The 19,809-nt window shown below is 73.9% G+C and carries 15 protein-coding genes; 11 read left to right on the forward strand and 4 right to left on the reverse strand.

The genetic code is table 11. From position 1 onward, the window contains the following. Positions 1 to 47 precede the first annotated feature (47 nt). From AB0N02_RS23485 to AB0N02_RS23530, 10 genes are all read left to right on the forward strand, one after another. Positions 48 to 1,442: a diaminobutyrate--2-oxoglutarate transaminase gene (locus AB0N02_RS23485; RefSeq protein ID WP_363950167.1), complete on the forward strand. Its 1,395-nt coding sequence runs from the start codon at positions 48 to 50 to the stop codon at positions 1,440 to 1,442. Beyond that, positions 1,439 to 3,001, forward strand: a complete 1,563-nt coding sequence (locus AB0N02_RS23490; protein ID WP_363950169.1) for a pyridoxal-dependent decarboxylase — start codon at positions 1,439 to 1,441, stop codon at positions 2,999 to 3,001. Before AB0N02_RS23485 ends, AB0N02_RS23490 begins: the two co-directional genes overlap by 4 nt. After that, positions 2,998 to 4,782: an IucA/IucC family protein gene (locus AB0N02_RS23495; protein ID WP_363950171.1), complete on the forward strand. Its 1,785-nt coding sequence runs from the start codon at positions 2,998 to 3,000 to the stop codon at positions 4,780 to 4,782. The genes AB0N02_RS23490 and AB0N02_RS23495 overlap by 4 nt, the downstream gene beginning before the upstream one ends. Next, positions 4,779 to 6,278, forward strand: coding sequence for a lysine N(6)-hydroxylase/L-ornithine N(5)-oxygenase family protein (locus tag AB0N02_RS23500; RefSeq protein ID WP_363950173.1), 1,500 nt, complete (start codon positions 4,779 to 4,781; stop codon positions 6,276 to 6,278). The genes AB0N02_RS23495 and AB0N02_RS23500 overlap by 4 nt, the downstream gene beginning before the upstream one ends. Beyond that, complete coding sequence (locus tag AB0N02_RS23505; RefSeq protein WP_363950175.1) at positions 6,275 to 7,732, forward strand: hypothetical protein; 1,458 nt, start codon at positions 6,275 to 6,277, stop codon at positions 7,730 to 7,732. Before AB0N02_RS23500 ends, AB0N02_RS23505 begins: the two co-directional genes overlap by 4 nt. After that, positions 7,729 to 9,618, forward strand: coding sequence for an IucA/IucC family protein (locus AB0N02_RS23510; protein ID WP_363950177.1), 1,890 nt, complete (start codon positions 7,729 to 7,731; stop codon positions 9,616 to 9,618). Before AB0N02_RS23505 ends, AB0N02_RS23510 begins: the two co-directional genes overlap by 4 nt. After that, entirely contained in the window at positions 9,615 to 10,991 is a 1,377-nt protein-coding gene (locus tag AB0N02_RS23515; RefSeq protein ID WP_363950179.1) for a glutamine synthetase family protein, read from the forward strand. Before AB0N02_RS23510 ends, AB0N02_RS23515 begins: the two co-directional genes overlap by 4 nt. Positions 10,992 to 11,128: 137 nt before the next feature. Continuing rightward, a complete protein-coding gene (locus tag AB0N02_RS23520) occupies positions 11,129 to 11,701 on the forward strand; it encodes an NADAR family protein (RefSeq protein ID WP_363950182.1) in 573 nt (190 codons plus the stop codon). A gap of 245 nt (positions 11,702 to 11,946) precedes the next feature. Then, positions 11,947 to 13,488: a helix-turn-helix domain-containing protein gene (locus AB0N02_RS23525; protein ID WP_363950185.1), complete on the forward strand. Its 1,542-nt coding sequence runs from the start codon at positions 11,947 to 11,949 to the stop codon at positions 13,486 to 13,488. Between the two features lie 208 nt (positions 13,489 to 13,696). After that, positions 13,697 to 14,947: an FAD-dependent oxidoreductase gene (locus AB0N02_RS23530; protein WP_363950188.1), complete on the forward strand. Its 1,251-nt coding sequence runs from the start codon at positions 13,697 to 13,699 to the stop codon at positions 14,945 to 14,947. An 88-nt stretch (positions 14,948 to 15,035) separates the two neighbouring features. On the opposite strand, the gene AB0N02_RS23535 is transcribed toward AB0N02_RS23530, so the two are convergent. After that, positions 15,036 to 15,596, reverse strand: a complete 561-nt coding sequence (locus AB0N02_RS23535) for an ATP-binding protein (protein WP_363950190.1) — start codon at positions 15,594 to 15,596, stop codon at positions 15,036 to 15,038. Positions 15,597 to 16,023: 427 nt separating this feature from the next. Between AB0N02_RS23535 and AB0N02_RS23540 the strand changes: the two genes are divergently transcribed. Further along, entirely contained in the window at positions 16,024 to 16,311 is a 288-nt protein-coding gene (locus AB0N02_RS23540) for a LysR family transcriptional regulator (protein WP_363950193.1), read from the forward strand. Positions 16,312 to 16,378: 67 nt separating this feature from the next. On the opposite strand, the gene AB0N02_RS23545 is transcribed toward AB0N02_RS23540, so the two are convergent. From AB0N02_RS23545 to AB0N02_RS23555, 3 genes are all read right to left on the reverse strand, one after another. Then, on the reverse strand, positions 16,379 to 17,341 hold the full coding sequence (locus AB0N02_RS23545; RefSeq protein WP_363950196.1) for a LysR family transcriptional regulator: 963 nt from the start codon (positions 17,339 to 17,341) through the stop codon (positions 16,379 to 16,381). A 129-nt stretch (positions 17,342 to 17,470) separates the two neighbouring features. Continuing rightward, positions 17,471 to 18,718 (reverse strand): cytochrome P450, encoded by a 1,248-nt coding sequence (locus AB0N02_RS23550; protein WP_363950198.1) that lies wholly within the window; start codon positions 18,716 to 18,718, stop codon positions 17,471 to 17,473. A gap of 53 nt (positions 18,719 to 18,771) precedes the next feature. After that, a partial coding sequence (locus tag AB0N02_RS23555) for a glutamine synthetase (protein WP_363950201.1) occupies positions 18,772 to 19,809 on the reverse strand: 1,038 nt, incomplete at its 5' end.

The following is a 19,809-nucleotide window of genomic DNA, read 5'->3' on the forward strand; positions in this document are numbered from 1 at the left end:
GCGCCCGTTTTCCCGTCGCCTTCCCACCCCCTCCTGGAGGCTGATCCATGACCGCGCATCCGTCCGACCTCGCCGACGCCGGCTCCCCCTTCGGCGCGGAGGCCATCCTCCGACGGCAGAACGCCCGGGAATCCTCGGCGCGCACGTACGCCCGGTCGTTCCCGATCGTCCCGGCGTACGCGCACGGCATGACGATCGAGGGCGTCGACGGCCGCCGCTATCTCGACTGTCTCTCCGGTGCGGGCACCCTCGCCCTCGGCCACAACCATCCCGTCGTCACCGAGGCCATCCGGCGCACCGTCGACAGCGGGGCCCCGCTGCACGTCCTGGATCTGGCGACACCGCAGAAGGACGACTTCACCGACGCGCTGTTCGCCACCCTGCCCCGCGCCGTGGCCGACCACGGCCGCGTCCACTTCTGCGGGCCCGCCGGGACGGACGCGGTCGAGGCCGCGCTGAAGCTGACGCAGACCGCCACCGGCAGGCACGGGGTGCTGGCCTTCACCGGCGCCTACCACGGTATGACCACGGGCGCGCTGGCCGTCACCGGCAGCGTCGCGGTCAAGACGCCCGTGGCCGGGATCGCCACGGACGTGACCCGGCTGCCGTATCCCTATTCGTACCGCTGCCCGTTCGAGGTCGGCGGGGCGCGGGGCGCGGAGCTGTCGGCGACGTACGTCGAGCGGCTGCTGGACGACCCGTCGGGCGGCGTGGTCCCTCCCGCCGCGATGATCCTCGAAGCGGTGCAGGGTGAGGGCGGCGTGGTGCCCGCCCCGGACTCCTGGCTGCGCCGGATGCGGCGGATCACCGCCGAGCGCGGGATCCCGCTGATCGTCGACGAGATACAGACGGGCGGCGGGCGGACCGGGGCCATGTGGGCGGTGGAGCACAGCGGGATCGTGCCCGACGTGATGGTGATGTCCAAGGCCATCGGGGGAAGCCTGCCGCTGGCGGTGCTGGTCTACCACAAGGACTACGACGGCTGGCTGCCCGGCGCCCACACCGGCACCTTCCGCGGTAACACGCTGGCCATGGCCGCCGGTGCCGCGACCCTGCGGCACATCACCCGCGAGGGCCTGGCCGGACGCGCCTCGGCGATCGGCGCCCTGATGATGGCCCGGCTCACCGCGCTGTGCGCCGAACTGCCCGTGATAGGCGACGTCCGGGGCCGCGGCCTGATGATCGGCGTCGAACTGGTCGACCCCGAGGGCGTGCCCGACGCGCGGGGAACCCTCCCCGCGGCGCCACGGCTGGCCGCCGAGGTCCGTACCGCGTGCCTGGATCGCGGCCTCATCGTGGAACTGGGCGGCAGGCACGACTCGACCGTCCGGCTGCTGCCCCCGCTGATCATCACCGACGAGCAGGTCGAGACCGTTCTCGACAGGCTGGCCGACGCCATCGCGACGGTGGCCGCGCCTCGGCTCGCGGGACGGCCGGCGTGATCGGCCCCGTCGGCGGCCCGCCGCCGGGCGTCGCCGTGCTGCCGGAGAGCGTCGCCGTACTGCCGCAGAGCGTCGGCGCACCGCCGGAGGCCGGTCAGGAGAGCGCGCTGTCCGGCGGCGTCGCCGGAGCCGCCGCGCTGGAGCCCGTGCTCCGCGTCGTGCTGGACGCCCTCGCCCTGGGCGCGGCCGAACGAGGCGGTCCTCTTCCCTCCGGCAGGCCCGCGCAGCTGTCCGCCAGGGTCGCGCGGGCCCTGGCCCGGCCCGACGGCGAGGACGCGCTGCACCGGCTGACCGCCCTGCTGGCGTACGGCAGCGCCGACCCGGCCGACCCCTTCTGCGCCGCGCACCTGCACTGCCCGCCACTGGCCGTGGCCGTCGCCGCCGACCTGGCGGTGTCCGCGATCAACCCCTCGCAGGACTCCTGGGACCAGGCTCCCGCGGCGACCGCGCTGGAAACACTGCTGCTGGAGGAGCTGGCGCGGCTGGTGGGATATCCGCAGGAAGCCGCCGGTGTGCTCACCTCCGGCGGCACGGAGTCCAACCTCATGGGCCTGACCCTGGCCAGGGACCGGGTGCTGGGCCGGGTGACCGGATGCCGGATCGAAACGGGCGGAATACCCGATGGCGCGCCGCCCCCGCGGATCTTCGCCTCCGCCACCGCGCACTTCTCCGTGCATCGGGCCGCGGCCCTGCTGGGCCTGGGAGAGGAGGCGGTCGTACCCGTCCCCGTCGACCACGAGCTCAGGATGATCCCGGAGGCGCTGGCCGGCGCCATGGCCGACTGCGTCCGGCGCGGTGAGCTGCCGATCGCCGTGGTGGCCACGGCCGGCACCACCGACACCGGGGCGATCGATCCGCTGCCCACCTGCGCGGCCCTGGCCCTCGAACACGGTGCCTGGCTGCACGTGGACGCCGCGTACGGGGGCGGCGCGCTGCTGTCCGAGCGGCTCGCGCCGCTGGTGGCCGGCATCGAACTGGCCGACTCGGTCTCCCTGGACTGGCACAAGCTGGGCTGGCAGCCCGCCGCCGCCGGTGTCTTCCTGGTGCGGCACGCGGAGACCTACGCCTCGCTGGCCCGCCGGGCGGCCTACCTCAATCCCGCCGACGACGAGCGGGCCGGATATCCCAGCCTGCTGGGGCTCTCGCTGCGCACCACCCGCCGCGCCGACGCGTTCAAGATCGCTGTGACGTTGCGGACGCTGGGCAGGAGCGGCCTGGGCCGTCTCGTCGACGCCTGTCACGACCTGGCCCGCCGCGGCGCGGCGGCGGTGCGCGCCCATCCCCGGCTGGAGCTGCACGCCGACCCGGTGCTGACCACCTTCCTGTTCCGCTACGTGCCCGCCGACCCCGCGCGGGCGGACCGGGTGAACGCCGGACTGCGGCGCCGCCTGCTCCGCAAGGGGCTGGCGGTCGTCGGCCGTACCGAACTGCCGGGTGAGGGCCCGGGCAGGATCAGGCTCAAGCTCACCCTGCTCAACCCGCACACGACGCCCGAACAGGTCGAGCGGCTGATCCACCTGGTCGCCGCGGAGGGTCAGGCCGAGGAGGACCTGCCGTGAACGGAACGCCCGATCTCCCCGACCCGCTCGACCACGCCGATCCGTCACGCGCGGGAGAGGCCGCGGCGGTGGAGGCGCTGCTGCGCGCGTACGTGCGCGACGCCGGGATCCGCCTCCCCGCCACCGGCCGGGAGCTGCTGCTCGACCTCCCGGCCACCGGCGTACGGCTGGGCGTCCCGGTACGGCACCGGTCCACGACCGGCTGGCACCGTTTCGGCGAGCCGTTCGTCCTCCCGGCCGGGGACCTCGGATCCGGAGCGCGACGCCTGCCCGCCGGAGCCGCGCTGGTGGCCGCCGCCGTGATCCACGAGACCGCGGTCGCGCGGCGGCTGCCCGCCCATCTCGCCTCCGACGCCGTCGGCCGGGTGCTGAACTCCGCCCGCCGTACCGCCGCGCATCTCGCCCTGCGGCGCGCCGAGGGCCCCGATGGGCGGGGGCCGACACCGTTCCTCGACGCCGAGCAGGCGCTTTTGCTGGGGCACCCCTTCCATCCCGCGCCCAAGAGCCGTGAGGAGGCGTCCGAGGGCGACCTGGAGGCCTGGTCCCCCGAGTCGCGCGGCTCCTTCCGCCTTCACTGGTTCGCCGCGGACCCCGGAGTCGTCGTGGGCGACAGCGCCGACGGCCGTGCCCCGCGCGAGCTGCTCGGCGATCTCGCCGAGGGGGTCGAGGTGCCGGACGGGATGGTCCCGGTGCCCGCCCACCCGTGGCAGGCCCGCGAGGTACTGCGCCGCCCCGAGGTCGCCTCGCTGGTCGAGGCGGGACTGCTGCGCCCGCTCGGTCCCGCCGGTCCCGCGTGGTACGCCACGTCCTCGGTGCGCACCGTGCACCGCCCGGACGCCGAGACGATGCTCAAGCTCTCCCTCGGCATGCGGATCACCAACTCCCGGCGGAACAACCTGCGCGGCGAGATGCGTCTCGGCGTCCGGGCCGCCCGGCTGCTGGCCGCGGGCCCGGACGCCTGGCTGCGCGCCCGGCACCCGGAGTTCCGGATCCTGCGCGACTTCGCCTGGGTCTCGGTGGGGACGGACGGACCGGAGACCGGGCTGGAGACGGCGATCCGCGACAACCCCTTCCGCGGCGGCGACGGGGAGGGCAGGTGCGTGGCCGGGCTGCTGGCCGAGCGCACCGGCCCCGGCGACGGGACGGCCCCCGAACACCGCGCCCTGCTGTCGGCCGCCGTGGCGCGGGTCCGCCGCGCGCACGGCGTGTCCACCGCCGAGGCGTCGGCGCGCTGGCTGGCCCGCTACCTCGACGTGCTCGCCGTCCCCCTGATCGGCCTCCGCGCGCGGTACGGCGTCGCCCTGGAGCCCCACCACCAGAACACGCTGGTGGCGCTGGGCGACGACGGCCTGCCCCGCGCGGGCTGGTACCGGGACAGTCAGGGCTACTACGTGGCCGCCTCCCACGCCGACGACCTGCGGTCGTTGCTGCCCGGCCTGTCCGACGGCCTGGAACTCGTCTTCGACGACGACTTCGTCGACGAGCGGGTGGCCTACTACCTGGGGGTCAACAACCTGCTCGGCCTGGTCGGCGCGTTCGGCGCGCTCGGGCTCGCCGACGAGGGCGACCTGCTGCGCGTGCTGCGCGCCGCGCTGGAACGGCTGCGCGCGGCCGAGCCCGGCGCGAAGAACCTCCTCGCCCTGCTGCTCGACGCACCCGTGCTGCGCTGCAAGGGCAACTACCTGACCTGCGTGGACGGCCTGGACGAACTGGTCGGCGACGTCAGGACCCAGTCCGTTTACATCGATCTCCCCAACCCCCTCACGGAGGTGGAACGGTGACCTCGCCCCCGATGCCCCCGACGCCCCCGGGCGCCCCCGGCCCCTCGGACGCACCGGACGCGTCCGGCGGACCGCCCTCCCACCGTCCGGTCTCCGACGGCCGGGCCCACCACGACCTGGTCGGGATCGGCATCGGCCCCTTCAACCTCTCCCTGGCCTCGCTCTGCTCCGGGGTTCCCGGTCTCCGCGCCCTCTTCCTGGAGGCCAGGGCGGGCTTCTCCTGGCACCCCGGGCTGCTGCTGGAGGGCACCGTCCTGCAGGTGCCGTTCCTCGCCGACCTGGTCACCATGGCCGACCCGACGAGCCCCTGGTCGTACCTGAACTACCTGCGCCACCACGGCCGGATGTTCCCGTTCTTCTTCTCCGAGCGCTTCCACATCCCGCGCCGCGAGTACGACCACTACTGCCGCTGGGTCGCCGAACGGCTGCCCTCCTGCCGCTTCGGCGCCGAGGTCACCGCCCTGGAGTGGGACGAACGGGCCGGCCTCTTCACCGTGACGTACCGCTCGGCGGACGGCGCCGAGTCCCGGGTGACGGCCCGCCAGGTCGTGCTGGGCGTCGGAACGGCCCCCGTCGTCCCGGAGCCGCTGCGCCCGCTGCTGGGCGGAGCCCACACCGGCGGTCCCGTCCTGCACAGCGCCGACTACCTCACCCACCGGGCCCGGCTCGCCGCCGCCCGCGACGTCACGGTGGTCGGCGCCGGGCAGTCGGGGGCGGAGGTCGTGCTCGACCTGCTGCGTCACCAGGACGGCAACGGCGCGAGCGGGCCGTACGTGCGCTGGCTGGCCCGCACCCCGGCGTTCGCCCCCATGGAGTACTCGAAGATCGGCCTGGAGCACTTCACCCCGGACTACATCCACTACTTCCGCGGGCTCGGCGAGGACGAACGCGAGCGGCTGGTGCGCGAGCAGTGGCAGCTCTACAAGGGCGTCAGCGGGGAGACGCTGGGCGACATCCACGACGAGCTGTACGAGCGGACCATCGGCGGCGCCGCGCCGCGCGCCGCGCTGCATCCGGGGGTCGAGATCCGCACCGCGTCGGCCGAGGGCGACGGGTACCGGCTGACCTGCCTGCACCGGGGACAGGGAACGGTCTTCGAGGTGCGGACCTCGGCCGTGGTCGCGGCCACCGGATACACCGCGGCCCGCCCCGCCTTCCTGGAGCCGATGGCCGACCTGATCGACTGGGACGACCGGGGGCGTTACCAGGTCGACGGCGACTACCGGGTCGCGCTCGACCCGCGGGTCTCCGGCTCGCTGTACGTGCAGAACGCCGAGATGCACACGCACGGCGTCGGCGCGCCCGATCTCACGCTCGGGGCGTGGCGGGCCGCGACGATCCTGAACGCCGCGGCGGGGCGCACCGTGCTCCCGGTCCCCTCCCGGGTGGCCTGGACGACCTTCGGGGCTCCGCACACCCAGGGCTCGACGCGGGATCCGGGCGTCGGAGCACGGGACGGCGCCCTCGGTGCCACCGTGGCGGGTTCGCCGCGGTGAACACCGTGCAGGAGAGCCGCACGCCGGTCCCGGACGCGCCGTCGCGTCACGCCAGATCCGTGCTCATCTCGGTGATCGGACTGCACCTGGTCGCGGAGACCTCGCTGACCCCCTTCCTGCCGCAGCTGTTCCAGCGGCTCTACGGCATCGAGGACCCGGGCGCGACCGGGGTGTACCTGTGGATCTGCCGGATCGTCGGGCTGGCCGCGCTCCCGCTGTGGGGGCTGGCGGCCCGGCGGTGGCCGCTGCACCGGCTGGTGCTGGCCGGGCTCTGCGGGTCCGCCGTGCTCGACCTGTTCCTCGGCATGGCTCCGAGCTACGCCGCCTACACGGTGCTGTCGACGGCCGTGGTCACGACCAACAGCGCGCTGCTGCTGGCCTATCCGGCCTTCATCGCCGAGCACGACGGGAGGGCGGAGGACGGGGCGGCGCGGGACGGGGAGTGGGCCCGGATAGCCGGGATCCGCTCGATCGTGCTGGTCTTCCACCTGTCGACCGTGGTGGCGACGGCGGTGGGCGCCGGGGTGCTCGCGCTGCCCGAGCCCCGGTTCGGCATCTCGGCCTTCGCCGTGCTGGACACGGCCCTGGCCGTGCTCGCCTACCGCGTTCTCGGCCGCCGCGCGGCTCCCGGTGCTCCCGGCACCGGCCCCTCCTCCACCGCCACGCCCACCCGCACGTCCACCGGCACGCCGGCCTCCGGCGAGCCGGCCCCGGACGCAGGCACGGGCACGGGCGTGGACACAGGCGTGGGCGGCGGCCCGGTGGCCGGGGCGCGGCGCGGGCGGCGGCTGCCGCACCTCGTCCACGCCGCGCTGATCGGAATCGCGTTCGACTTCTCGGTCAACGTGGCGCGTCCCTTCTTCACCGAGTTCGCCGACGCCCTCGGCGGCGGGTCCGCGATCTCGGCGGCGCTGTTCTTCCTGCCCAGCGTCGCCGCGCTGGCCGTACTGCCCGTCGTGCGCCGCTGCCACGACGTGCTCGGCCCCCGGCTGCTGCCGCTGGCTCTGGCGATCGGCGCCACCGGGCTGGCGTGGCAGGCCCTGTCTTCCTCGCTGGCCGGTCTGGCCGGTGGCCGGTTGCTGTTCGGCGCCGGCCTCGGCCTCTGCCAGGTCGCCGTGGAGCTGCGTGTGTTCCGTGCCACGGGTACGGCGGGCCCGGCCTTCACCGCCGTGGAGACCGCCAGGTCCGCCGGGCTGCTCGCCGCTCCGCTGACCGCCGCCGCGGTCGTCTCGTACGACCTCGCGCTGCCGATCGCCGTCGCCGCGGTCGTCCAGGCGCTCGCCGTCGCCCTGACCCTGGAACGCGCGCGGCCCGCGCCACCCCCTACCGGGGCACCCGCCGCCTCCCCGTCCCCCACGGCGGCCCCGGCCACCTCCCCATCCCCCACGGCGGCCCCGGCCGCCTCCCTGTCCCCCACGACCTCCGAGATGTCCCCCGAGGAGACACACACATGAACCGCCTCACCCGCGAGGCCTGGGCCCGGGCGGGTCACCGCCTGCTCGCCAAGGCCGTCGAGGAGTTCGCCTACGAGGAGCTCCTCGTCCCGCGTCCAGACACCGGAGCCGCCTCCCCCGACGCCTACCGGCTGGACCTGGGAGACGGAATCCGGTGGACGTTCCGGGCCACGCGCGGCGCCTTCGGCTCCTGGCGCCTGGTCGACGGCACGCTGCGGCGGCACCCCGCCCCGGCCGAGGGCGAGGCCGGGCCCGAACGGCTTCTCCTCGACGCCCGCGCGGTCCTCGGCTGGGACGGCCCGACCACCGCCGAGGTGCTGCGCGAACTCACCGCGACCCGGCGGGCCGAGGCGGAGGTCCTCTCCCGCGCGCTGCCCGCCGACCGGCTCGCCGACCTGGACCACCTGGACCTGGAGGCCCACCAGGACGGTCACCCCTGCATGCTGCTCAACAAGGGGCGCCTGGGCTTCTCCGCCTCCGACGCCGCCGCCTACGCCCCCGAGGCGGCCGGGGCCGTACGCCTGCGGTGGGCGGCCGTGCACACCACGCTGGCGGACTACTCCGGCGTACCCGGGCTCGACGCTGGGACGCTGCTGGCCGAGGAACTGGACGAGGAGACACGCAAAGGGTTCGCGGTCGCGCTGGAGGAGGCCTGCGCGGGCGGCTCCCTGGACGTGGCCGACTTCGTCTGGCTTCCCGTCCACCCCTTCCACTGGGACGAGGCCGTCGAGCCCCTCTTCGCGTCCTACCTCGCCGACGGCCGGATCGTCCCGCTCGGCGAGGGCCCGGACCGCTACCGCCCGCTGCAGTCGATCCGCACGCTCGCCAACCTGGACCATCCGTGGCGCCGCAACGTGAAGGTGCCCCTCCTCATCCGCAACACGCTGGTGTGGCGCGGCCTGTCCACCGAGCCGACCCGGGCCGCGCCCGACGTAAGCGCCTGGCTGCACGCGCTGCGCGAGACGGACCCCTACCTCCGCGACGAGCTGCGCTTCCACCCGCTCGGCGAGGTGGCGGCCGTCGCCGTACGGCATCCGCTCTACGACGCGGTGCGCGACGCGCCGTACCGCTACCACGAGCTGCTCGGCGCGGTGTGGCGTGAGCCGGTGGCGGCGCTGCTCGGCGACGGCGAGCGGGCCCGCACCATGGCCTCGCTCCTCAGCGTCGGTGCGGACGGCCGCGCCCTGGTGAGCGAGCTCGTCGGCCGATCCGGGCTCACCCCCCACGCGTGGCTGGCCCGGTTCCTCACGGCCCTGCTGCCCGGCCTGCTGCACCACCTCTACCGGTACGGCGTGGCCTACTGCCCGCACGGCGAGAACACCGTGATCCTCTACGACGCCGCAGACGTCCCCGTCGGCATCGCCGTCAAGGACTTCGCCGAGGACGTCAACCTGCTGCCGGGCGACCGCCCCGAGTACGCCGCCCTCTCCGCGCGCGCCGACGCCGTCCTGCTCCGCTGGCCCGCCCACGAGCTGGCGCACTCGCTGCTCAGCGCGATCTTCGCCGGGCACTTCCGGTTCTTCGCCCCGCTGGCCGAGACGCATCTCGGTGTCCCCGCCGAGGACTTCTGGGGCATGGTCCGCGCGGAGATCGAGCGCTACCACGCCCGCTTCCCCGAGCTGGCCGAGCGGTACGAGGCGTTCGGGCTGCTCGCGCCGGAGTTCGACCGGGTGGCGCTCAACCGGGAGCAGCTGCTCGGCGGGAGATTCCACGACCGCGCCGAGCGCGACGGGGGCTTCGACGTCGTCCACGGCTTCGTCGCCAATCCGCTGGCCGCGGTGGCTCCCCTGTCCGTTCCCGTCCCTGTCCCCGTCTCCGGTTCCGTCTCCGCTCCTGTCTCCGGTCCCGCCCCCGAGCCGGGTCGCTCCCCCGGGGAGGCGGCGTGACGGCGCCGGGCACGCCGCAGGTGCCGGCGTACGAGCGGCTGCGGGCCGAGTTCTCGGCGGGACGCGTCGAAGAGGTGATCGTCGGGCTCCCGGATCTCCAGGGCCGTCTGCAGGGCAGCCGGATCGCGGTGCCGTACTTCCTGGACGAGGTGGCGCGGCAGGGCTTCGGCGCCTGCGTCTACCTGCTCGCCTCCGACGTGGAGATGGGGACCGGGCCCGGCTACGCCATCGACGCGTGGGACACCGGCTTCGGCGACTTCGTGCTGCGTCCCGACCCCGCCACGCTGCGCCTGCCTCCGTGGGACCCCGGCACCGCGCTCGTCATCGCCGACGCCGTGTGGCCCGGGGGCGAGCCGGTCGAGGTGGCCCCCCGCCGGGTGCTGCGCGCCCGGCTCGACGGGCTGGCCGAGCGGGGCCTGGTCGCACTCGCCGGAACCGAGCTGGAGTTCCTCGTCTTCCGCGGCTCCTACCGGGACGCCTGGGAACGCCGCTACCACGGCCTGGAGACGGGCACCCGCTACAACGTCGACTACTCCCTGCAGGGGTTGTCGGAGATCGAGCCGGTCGCGCGCCGCATCCGGCGGGAGATGGTGCGGGCCGGGCTCGTCATGGAGACCGGCCGCGCCGAGTGCCACTCCGGCCAGTACGAGATCGTCTTCCGCTACGACGAGGCGATGACCACCTGCGACAACCACGTCTTCTTCAAGAACGGCGCCAAGCAGATCGCCGCGCAGGAGGGCGTCGCGCTCACCTTCATGCCCAAGTTCGACGGAGGCGAGGGCAACTCCTGCCACGTCCACCTGTCGTTGCGCGGCACGGACGGCGCACCGGTGTTCGCCGACGACGCGGCGGACGGCGGGATGTCGGACCTGATGCGGCACTTCGTGGCCGGGCAGCTCGCCTGCCTCGCCGACTTCGCGCTCCTGATGGCCCCGAACGTCAACTCCTACAAGCGGCTGCGGCCCGGCGCGTTCGCGCCCACCGGTGTCGCCTGGGGCAGGGACAACCGCACCTGCCCGATCCGCGTGGTGGGCTCGGGGACGTCGCTGCGGATCGAGCACCGGGTGCCGGGCGGGGACGCCAACCCGTATCTCGCCGTCGCCGCCGTCGTGGCGGCGGGGCTGTACGGGATCGAGAACCGCCTGCCCCTGCCCGCTCCGCACACCGCCAACGCGCTGGCCGACCCCCGGCTGCCTCGGCTGCCGTCGACGCTGGGCGAGGCGTTGCGCCGCTGGGAGCGGAGCGAGATCGCGGCCAAGGTCTTCGGCGAGGCGGTGGTCGGCCACTACGCCCACGCCGCACGGGTGGAGCTGGAGGCGTTCGAGACGGCGGTCACCGACTGGGAACGCGTCCGGGGCTTCGAACGCCTGTGACGCCGGGCACCGCCGGGCACCGCCGGGCACCGCCGGGCACTGTCGGGCACTGTCGGGTACCGCCGGGCGCTGTCGGGTACCGGGCCCGGCCGGTGATCCGCTGGCCGCGACGGGATCGGGCATGGCAGTGTGGACCCGTGCCCGACCCCGTCACCTCGCCCCGCTCCGTCGCCGAGGCCGTCGCCGCCGAACGGAACGGCGAGCGGCTGCGGTTCCTGTTCTTCTGGGGGCACCGGCCCCCGCGCGACGGCGGCGTCGGCGCCGGGTGCCTCAGCCAGTGGTGGGAGACCGCCTTCACCGCGGAGGGGCACCTGTTCCGGTCGGCCGAGCACTACATGATGGCGCACAAGGCCTGGCTGTTCGGCGACGACGAGACCGCGGCCGGGATCCTCGCCGCCGAGCACCCCGGTGCGGCGAAAAGGCTCGGCCGCGAGGTCAGGGGCTTCGACGAGGCCGTGTGGAACGAGCACCGCTACGAGATCGTGGTGCGCGGCAGCGTCGCCAAGTTCGGCGCGCACCCGGAGCTGAGGGCCTTCCTGCTCGGCACCGGCACCCGGGTCCTGGTCGAGGCCAGCCCCGTCGACCGGATCTGGGGCATCGGCCTGGCCACCGACGACGAGCGCGCCGCGACCCCCTCCACCTGGCAGGGCCTGAACCTGCTCGGCTTCGCCCTCATGGACGCCCGCGACGCGCTGGGCGCCCCCTCCTGACGCCCCCGCGCGGGCGGAGACGGGATGCGCTCCGCACCGGCGGGAGCGGAGGAGAATCGAGGTGTGGAACGGACCAATTCCGGCGGGTGTCACCGGGAGCCCCTTCCCGGCCCGGGGACGCCGGGCCGGGAGGATCATGCGTGCCGGAGCCGGAGGGTGCCGGCCCGCGCGGGGGCGCTCCCCGCGAGGCGGCGCCCCCGGGGTGAGGCGCCCGGCGGTCCGGCGCGGACGGACGGGGTCGGCCCATGCTGAGGCTGGACCGGCTGGTCAACGTCCTCGGCGGTTACGGGGCCCGGCTGTGCCATGCCCCGGCCTCCCGGGAGGTGGAGCTGCGCAGCGTGGTCGTGCACGACCCGACCGACACCCGCCCGGCGACCGGTGACGTGTTCCTGGCGGTCGGCGTGGACTCGGCTGCCGAGGCCGTACGGCTGGCGCGCTCGGCCCGCGCCGCCGCGATGCTGGTGCGCGGGAGCCCGCCGCTCGACGAGAGCGTCCTGGCCGAGGCCCGTGCCGGCGGGATCGCCGTGCTGCTCGTGGAGCCCGAGGTGTCCTGGAGCCAGCTGTCGGGCGTGGTCTACGGCCTGGTGCTGGAGGGCCGGGAGACCGACGCCGGGCGGGGGCCGACCGACCTGTTCGCCTTCGCCGACACCCTCGCCACCGAGATCGGCTCGGCGGTGACGATCGAGGACCAGATGTCACGGGTCCTGGCCTACTCCGGCTCCCAGCAGACCGCCGACCCCGCGCGCCTGGAGACGATCCTGGGCAGGCGGGTGCCGGACACCGTGCGGCGGCTGTTCGAGGGCAAGGGCGTCTTCGCGCATCTGGCGACCTCGGACGAGCCGCTGTTCGTCGACCCCTCGCCCGCGCACGGCCTGCGGGGCCGGATGGTGGTCGCCGTGCGCGCCGGGCGCGAGTTGCTGGGGTCGATATGGGTCGAGTGCGAGCAGCCGCTGTCCGGCACGCGCCGGACCGTCCTGGGCGACGGGGCGCGGGCGGTCGCGCTGCACCTGCTGCGCTCCCGGGTCAGCGCGGACCTGGAACGTCAGGTGGAGTCCGACCTCGTCATCCGGCTGCTGGAGGGCACCGCCGACGCGCCCGCGGTGGTCAGCAGGCTCGGCCTGCCCCGGGGACGGTTCCGGGTGATCGCGCTCCAGGCGCACATCGGGCAGGAGAGGCACGCCGGGGTCCTGCTGGCCTTCGAACGCGCGACCACGGGCTTCGGCTGGTCGCGGCCGGGACGCAGCACGCTGTTCGGCAACACCCTGTACACCCTGCTGCCCTGCGACAACGACGTGGCGCCCGCCCTCGACTGGCTCGCCGCGATCGTCAACGTCCTGCCGCGGCAGGTCACCGTGCTCGCGGGCGTCGGCGGGGCGGCGGAGCCCACCCAGCTCGCCGCTGGCAGGCAGGAGGCCGACGAGAGCCTCGCGCTGCGTACGGCACGGCCCGGCGGCGCCCCCGTCGTCTACGACGAGTCGTGGGACGAGATCCTGCTGCAGCGCCTGCGCGCGGCCGCCTCGTCGGGGCGCGTCCCCGCCCGCGGCCCCGTCGCCGAGCTGACCCGGCACGACGCGGAGCACGGCACCCGTTACCTGGCGACGTTGCGCGCCTGGCTGGAGGCACAGGGGGATCTGGCCGTCGCGGCGGCCCGCCTCGACGTCCATCCGAACACCGTCCGGTACCGGCTCAGGAGGATGGCGGAGATCACCGACCTGCGGCTCGAACTGCCGGAGAAACGGCTGGCGATGATCATCGCGCTGGCCGTCAGCCCGGACACACGATCGTGACCTTCCGGTTCCTCCCGTCGGCCCGCGGTCTTTGTCGGCCCCGGCCAAAGCCCCTGCCCCCACTTGTCCAACAATCACAGACCGTTTCCGTGCCGCGGCGGCGATGCTCGTTGAAGCGAGCGACGCCCGCGGCGTGCGCGTGTTCTCGGCGGCCCGTCCCGGGCCCGCCAGAGGTCGTCGGAAGATCGTCCGGAGTGGAGAAGTAGTCATGGGTGTCGACGGTGGGCCGCGTACCGCGGTGGTGATCGGTGCCGGAGTCGTTGGCCTGTCCACCGCGTGGTTCCTGCAGGAACGCGGTGTGGAGGTCACCGTGGTCGACCGCGACGGGGTCGCCGCGGGCGCGTCGTGGGGCAACGCGGGCTGGCTCTCGCCGGGCCTGGCGATCCCGCTGAACGAGCCCGGGATCCTCCGCTACGGCCTGCGCTCCCTGCTCGACCCCCGTGCCCCGCTGCACGTGCCCGCGACCCCCGACGTCGGGTTGTGGTCCTTCCTCACCCGGTTCGCCGTGAACTGCACCTGGAAGTCCTGGAGCCGTGCCGTACAGGCCAACCTCTCCTTCAACGAGGAGTGCCTGGAGGCGTTCGACGTACTGACCTCCAACGGCGTCGAGGCCCCCACGATCGAGGCCCCGATCACGGCCGCGTTCGAGAACGTCAAGCAGGCCACGGCGCTCCTGCACGAGCTCAAGCGCATCGACCAGTCCGGGCTGGAGATCGACTACACCGCGCTGGACGGCGACGCCCTCCGCGCGGGGACGCCGCAGCTCTCCACCCAGGTCAAGGCCGGCGTCCGGCTGGACGGGCAGCGTTACGTCGACCCGGGAGAGTTCACCCGGTCGCTGGCCGCCTCGGTCACCGCCAGGGGGGCCACCATCCGCTCCGGCTTCCGGGTGACCGAGGTCCGCGAGGACTCCGGCTCGCTCCGGGTGATCTCCGGCGCCGGTGACTCCGTCAGGGCCGACGCCGTCGTGCTGGCCACCGGCGCCTGGCTGAACACCCTCGGCGCGGCCTGGGGCGTGCGCGTACCGGTGCGCGCGGGACGCGGTTACTCCTTCACCGTGCCGACCGACCGGCCCGTGCCGGGGCCGGTCTACCTGCCCGCCGTGCGCGTGGCCTGCACGCCGTACCAGGGCAAGCTGCGCGTCGCCGGGACGATGGAGTTCCGTGACGCCGACGCCCCGCTGGCCCAGGCGCGCGTCGACGCGATCATCGCCTCCGCCAGGCCGCTGCTCACCGGCGTCTCCTGGGAGGAGCGCACCGACACCTGGGTCGGCCCGCGTCCCGTCACCCCCGACGGACGGCCTCTCGTCGGCGCCACGAACGCCCCGGGAAGGTTCGTCGCGGGCGGCCACGGCATGTGGGGCTTCACCCACGGCCCGGTCACCGGACGCATGCTCGCCGAGCAGATCACCACCGGCAAGCAGCCCGCCGCCCTGCGGGACTTCACCCCCACCCGCTGACCCACGCGCCACCCGCGCGCCCCGTCCCCGGAGCGCGCGTTCACCGCCGGCCTCGTCTCGCACCGGTGCGAGACGGGGCCGATGGCGTTCACGGTTCCGCGTCGCGTCCGGCCAGTGCGGGAGAGGCCCCGGCCATCATCGGCGACTCCGGAATCGCCTCACTTCCCGGCAGCGCCGGTTCCTCCCGCGAGCCGTCGGCGAAGGCCGGACGCGAACAGCCGCCTATCTGGAACCAGACCGCGTTGCCCGACTCGTCGTCGTGATGAAAGCCCCACGCGTCCGCCATCGCGCTCACCAGCCACAGGCCCCGGCCTCCGCCACGAACGTTCCCGTCGTCCGACATCTCCCGGACGACGGGAACGTTCGTGGCGGAGCCCTCGTCGATCACCGCGCAGTGGGCGACGCCGTCCCCGGCGGCCACGAACACCGTGAAGAACCCGTCCGGTTCGCGTCCCGAGTCCGAGTGCAGCACGGAGTTGGTGACCAGCTCGCTGAGCAACACGACGGTGTCGTCCAGCACGTCGTCGGCGACCTCTCCGGCCAGCAGCCGCCGCGCCCATCCGCGTACCCTGCCGACCGAGGTGGGCCGCCCGGAGAACCGCGCCCGGCCCAGCTGGATGAATCGCCGCTGTCGCTCGTCCGTTCTCATCGCGCAGTCCTCCGGATGCCGTCGGCAGGTCGCGGCGCGAGCGCACCGGACCGGCCGCCATCCTGGTCGTTCGTTGGTCGTCGCACGGGGGCCGCGCTCCGGCCGGGCATCCCCGCGAGGAGCGGGCGGGCCGGTGTCGCCGTGGCGCGGAATGGTGGTCGTCGCGCCGTGGACGCGCGGCTCGTGCGAGCCGTCGAACTCGTTCGCGCGGCCACCGTCCGGGGTGGTCCGGACGTCGGGCCGTCTGGGCATCCGCGGAGATCGCCCGCACCGCGGAATGTCGCGGTCCGGATCCGGCCGATCAGGCGATCTCATGAACGGATTTCCTTCAGCAGGGGGGCAGGGGTCGAGCGGCCGGGAACAGGTGAATTCACTATGTGTGACGAACGCGCTCACGAACAATCTCAATGTTGCATAGGCTCTGCCTATGGAGCTGGAATTCCGGCACCTGCGGGTGGTACGGGCCGTCGCCGACATGGGAACGCTCACCGCGGCGGCCACCGAGCTGCGGATGACCCAGCCGTCGGTGACCGACACGCTGCGCCGGGCCGAGCGTGCCGCGGGCGGCCGGTTGTTCCGCCGGAGCGCCCAGGGAGCCGTGCCGACCCCCCTGGGCGAGCTGGTGGCCGCGCACGCCAGGACGGTGCTCAACGCCCTCGACCGGTTCGAGACGGCGGCCGTCCGGCATCGGGCGGAGGCTCCGCCGTACGGCTGAGCACCCGGAACCGTACGGCGGACCACTCGGGCGGAGCGGGCGTCCTCGGGCGCAGCGGGCGTCCCGGTCACTCAGGTGAGCCGAGCCAGCCCGGATTCCGGTCCGGCCAGCCCGGCAGCCGGCACCCGTCACGGGCCAGAGCGGTGGAGGCCGAGATGAGACCCGCGCGCACCTCGTCGGCCGTCTTCTCGTCGACCTTCCCGCTCTCCGACCACAGCAGCAGGTGGCGCACCCGTAGCGGGCAGTCGCGCAGGGCGACCACCACCCCCGGTATCGGCAGGGGACCGCCGAGTGCCTGCACCAGCACGGCGACGTCGTCCCCCCGGCGCATCATCTGGGCCATCACCAGCGGATCGAACGCGTGGACGACGATCGGGCCGATGCCCGCCGCGGCGCACCGGTCGGCCAGGTGCCGGTCCAGGTCGTCGTCCCGGTGCGGCGCCGCCAGCCAGATCGTCCCGGCCATCTCGGCGAGGGAGGCCTCGGCCCGCGACGCGACCGGATGACCGGTCGGGACGGCGATGAACAGCGGTTCCAGTCCGACCGGCGTCACCCGCACCCCCTCCGGGACCGCGTACTCCTGCCCCGGGAAGTCGACGTACAGCACCAGGTCCAGTTCACCGTCCGCCAGCGCGTCCAGCGCGGCGCTCCGCCTCTCGACCACCGTCAGGTCGACCGGCCGATCCGGCAGCGCCGCCGTGACCGCGTCGCACAGCGCGACGGCGAGCCCCGTGGTCAGCACCCCGACCTTCACGCCCGTTCCGTCGTGGAAGCGGCGTACCGTCCGGTTCAGTTCGTCCAGCGCAGCCAGCACGTCCCGCGCGTGCGGCACCAGGACCTCTCCGAGCGGGGTCGGCCGGACGCCGTGCCTGCTCCGGTCGAAGAGCCGTCCCCCGACCACCTGCTCGATGCGCCGGAGCTGTGCGGTCAGCGACGGCTGGGACATCCCCAGCATGGCGGCCGCCCTGGTGATGCTACCCTCGGCCTCGACCGCGTCGATGTACCTCAGATGCCGGGTCTCCAGGTCCATCCGACCAAGTATGGTCGTTTCCCCCCGAACTCACCTGTCATATCGGCCTATGTCGACCGGACAGGCCCGGTGACGCGGCCGGCGGGGGGACGCCCGCCGGACCGCGTCGTGTCCCCGCTGCCACCCGGCTCAGGCGAGGGTGACCGTGACGGGCAGGGTCTTGATGCCGTTGACGAAGTTCGAGCGGACCCGGCGCGGTGCCCCGGCCAGCTTGATGTCCGAGATTCGGGGCAGCAGCTCCTCGAACATGATCCGCATCTCCAGCCTGGCGAGCGCGTTGCCCAGGCAGAAGTGCGGGCTGCCCTTGCCGAAGGTGATGTGGTCGTTGGCGGGCCGGGTGACGTCGAAACGGTAGGGGTCGTCGAAGACCCGGTCGTCCCGGTTGCCCGAGGCGAACCACATGACGACCTTGTCCCCCTCGCGGATCCGCTTACCGTGCATCTCCACGTCGCGGGTGGCCGTGCGGCGGAAGTGGTAGACCGGGGAGGCCCAGCGCAGGAACTCCTCGACCGCGCCCGGCATCAGCGACAGGTCCTGGCGGAGCCTCTCCGCCTCGCCCGGGTTGTTGATCAGCGCGAGCATCGTGTGCGAGATCGCGTGCCGCGTGGTCTCGTTGCCCGCGACCACGAGCAGCAGGAAGTAGTTGTCGAAGTCACGGTCGGAGAGGGGCACCCCGTCCGCGGTCGGCTCGTTGACCAGCTTGCTGACCAGGTCGGTACCGTCGCCACCGCGACGCTTACGGGCCAGCTCGCGGCCGTACTCGAAGACCTCGAGCGAGGCCGGGCTGCGGAAGGGAAGGTCGCGGTACTGCTCGCTCTCCTCGCTGTGCAGCAGCACGTCGGCGTAGTCGGGGTCGGTGTTGCCGATGATCCGGTTGCCCCAGTCGATCAGCTGCTGGGTGTCGTCCTGGGGGACGTCCAGCATCTTGGCGAGCACGTTGATCGGGAAGTCGGCGGAGACCTCCTTCACGAAGTCGAAGGTGCCCCTGGCCAGCGCGGCGTCCAGGGTCCTGGCGGTCAGGCCGCGCAGGAAGACCTCGTAGCCCGCGATCGCGCGGGGCGTGAACTGGCGCTGCAGGATACGGCGGAGCACGCTGTGCCGGGGACCGTCGGTCTCCAGCAGCGAGCGGCGGATGGTGGCCTGGCGGTCGTCCACCTCCTCCAGGTTCGTGAACTTGCTGGAGGTGAAGGTCTCCGCGTCGCGGTCCACGGCGACGATGTCGGCGTGCCGGGTGACGGACCAGAAACCGCTGCCGTACTCGCGCTCGTCCTGCCAGTGCAGCGGGGCCTCGGCCCTGAGCACGTCGAACATGCGCCACGGGGTGTCGCCGTCCAGGAACTTGTCGTTGTCCGCCAGGTCGACGTCGTCCAGGCGCATGGGGTCCTCCAGGTGATGCTCGAAATGAACTACGGGGTCGGATATGCGGGGAACTACAGCTGGTAGGCGTACTCGCGGAACTCCCAGTCGGTGACGGTCTTGGAGAACCGCTGCACCTCGTCGCGCTTGTAGGCCAGATAGGCGGCGGAGAACTCCTTGCCCAGCACCTCGATCAGTTCGCCGTCGGCCTCGAAGGCGTCCAGCGCGGCCGGCAGCGTCATCGGCAGCACCGGCGCCTTGGCCGTGTCGTAGCCGTAGCCCTCCAGCGGGGCCGGCGGCAGGACGCGGTCGCGGATGCCCAGGTAGACCGCGGCCAGCAGACCGGCGATGCCCAGGTAGGGGCTGGCCGAGGCGTCCCCCAGCCGCACCTCCAGGCGGCTGCCGGCGCCGCGCTCGGGCGGGATGCGCAGCATGGCGCTGCGGTTGTCCAGCCCCCAGTCGTTCAGCCAGGGGGCCAGGGTGTCGGGACCGAAGCGCTTGTAGGAGTTGATCGTGGGGTTGAGCAGCGCGGCCAGGGCGGGGGCGTGGGCCAGCACACCGCCGATGGCGTACATCGCGGTCTGCGACAGCCCGTAGGGCGCCCCCGCGTCCCCGGCTTCCCCGCCGGGGGTGGTGTCCTGGGCGGGGGTGGTGGCGAAGACGTTGCGGCCGGTGGCGTCGACGCACGACAGGTGGACGTGGAAGCCCGAGCCGCCCTCGTCGTCGAAGGGCTTGGCCATGAAGGTGGCCATCAGGCCGTCGTGGCGGGCCAGTTCCTTGATCGCGCTCTTGAAGCGGAAGGCGCGGTCGGCGGCGTCCAGGGCGTCGGAGTGGTGCAGGTTGATCTCGAACTGGCCGCCGGAGAACTCGTGGTTGCCCATGGTGGCGCCGATGTCGAGGGCGCGCAGGGTGCGCAGGGTGCGCAGGACGTGGGAGCCGCGGTCGCCCTTGCGGCCGGCGACGTAGACGTTGCCGGGGGCGTCGTCGTAGCGCTTCCAGGCGGTGCCGGAGGCATCGCGGGAACCGGTGCCGGGGGTGGCGGGTTCGAGGAGGTAGTACTCCAGTTCGGGGCCGGCCACGCCGGTCAGGCCGAGGTCGGCCAGGCGGGCGGC

Origin of the sequence: Streptosporangium sp. NPDC051022, from assembly GCF_040683035.1 — a bacterium.
Lineage (GTDB): Bacteria > Actinomycetota > Actinomycetes > Streptosporangiales > Streptosporangiaceae > Streptosporangium.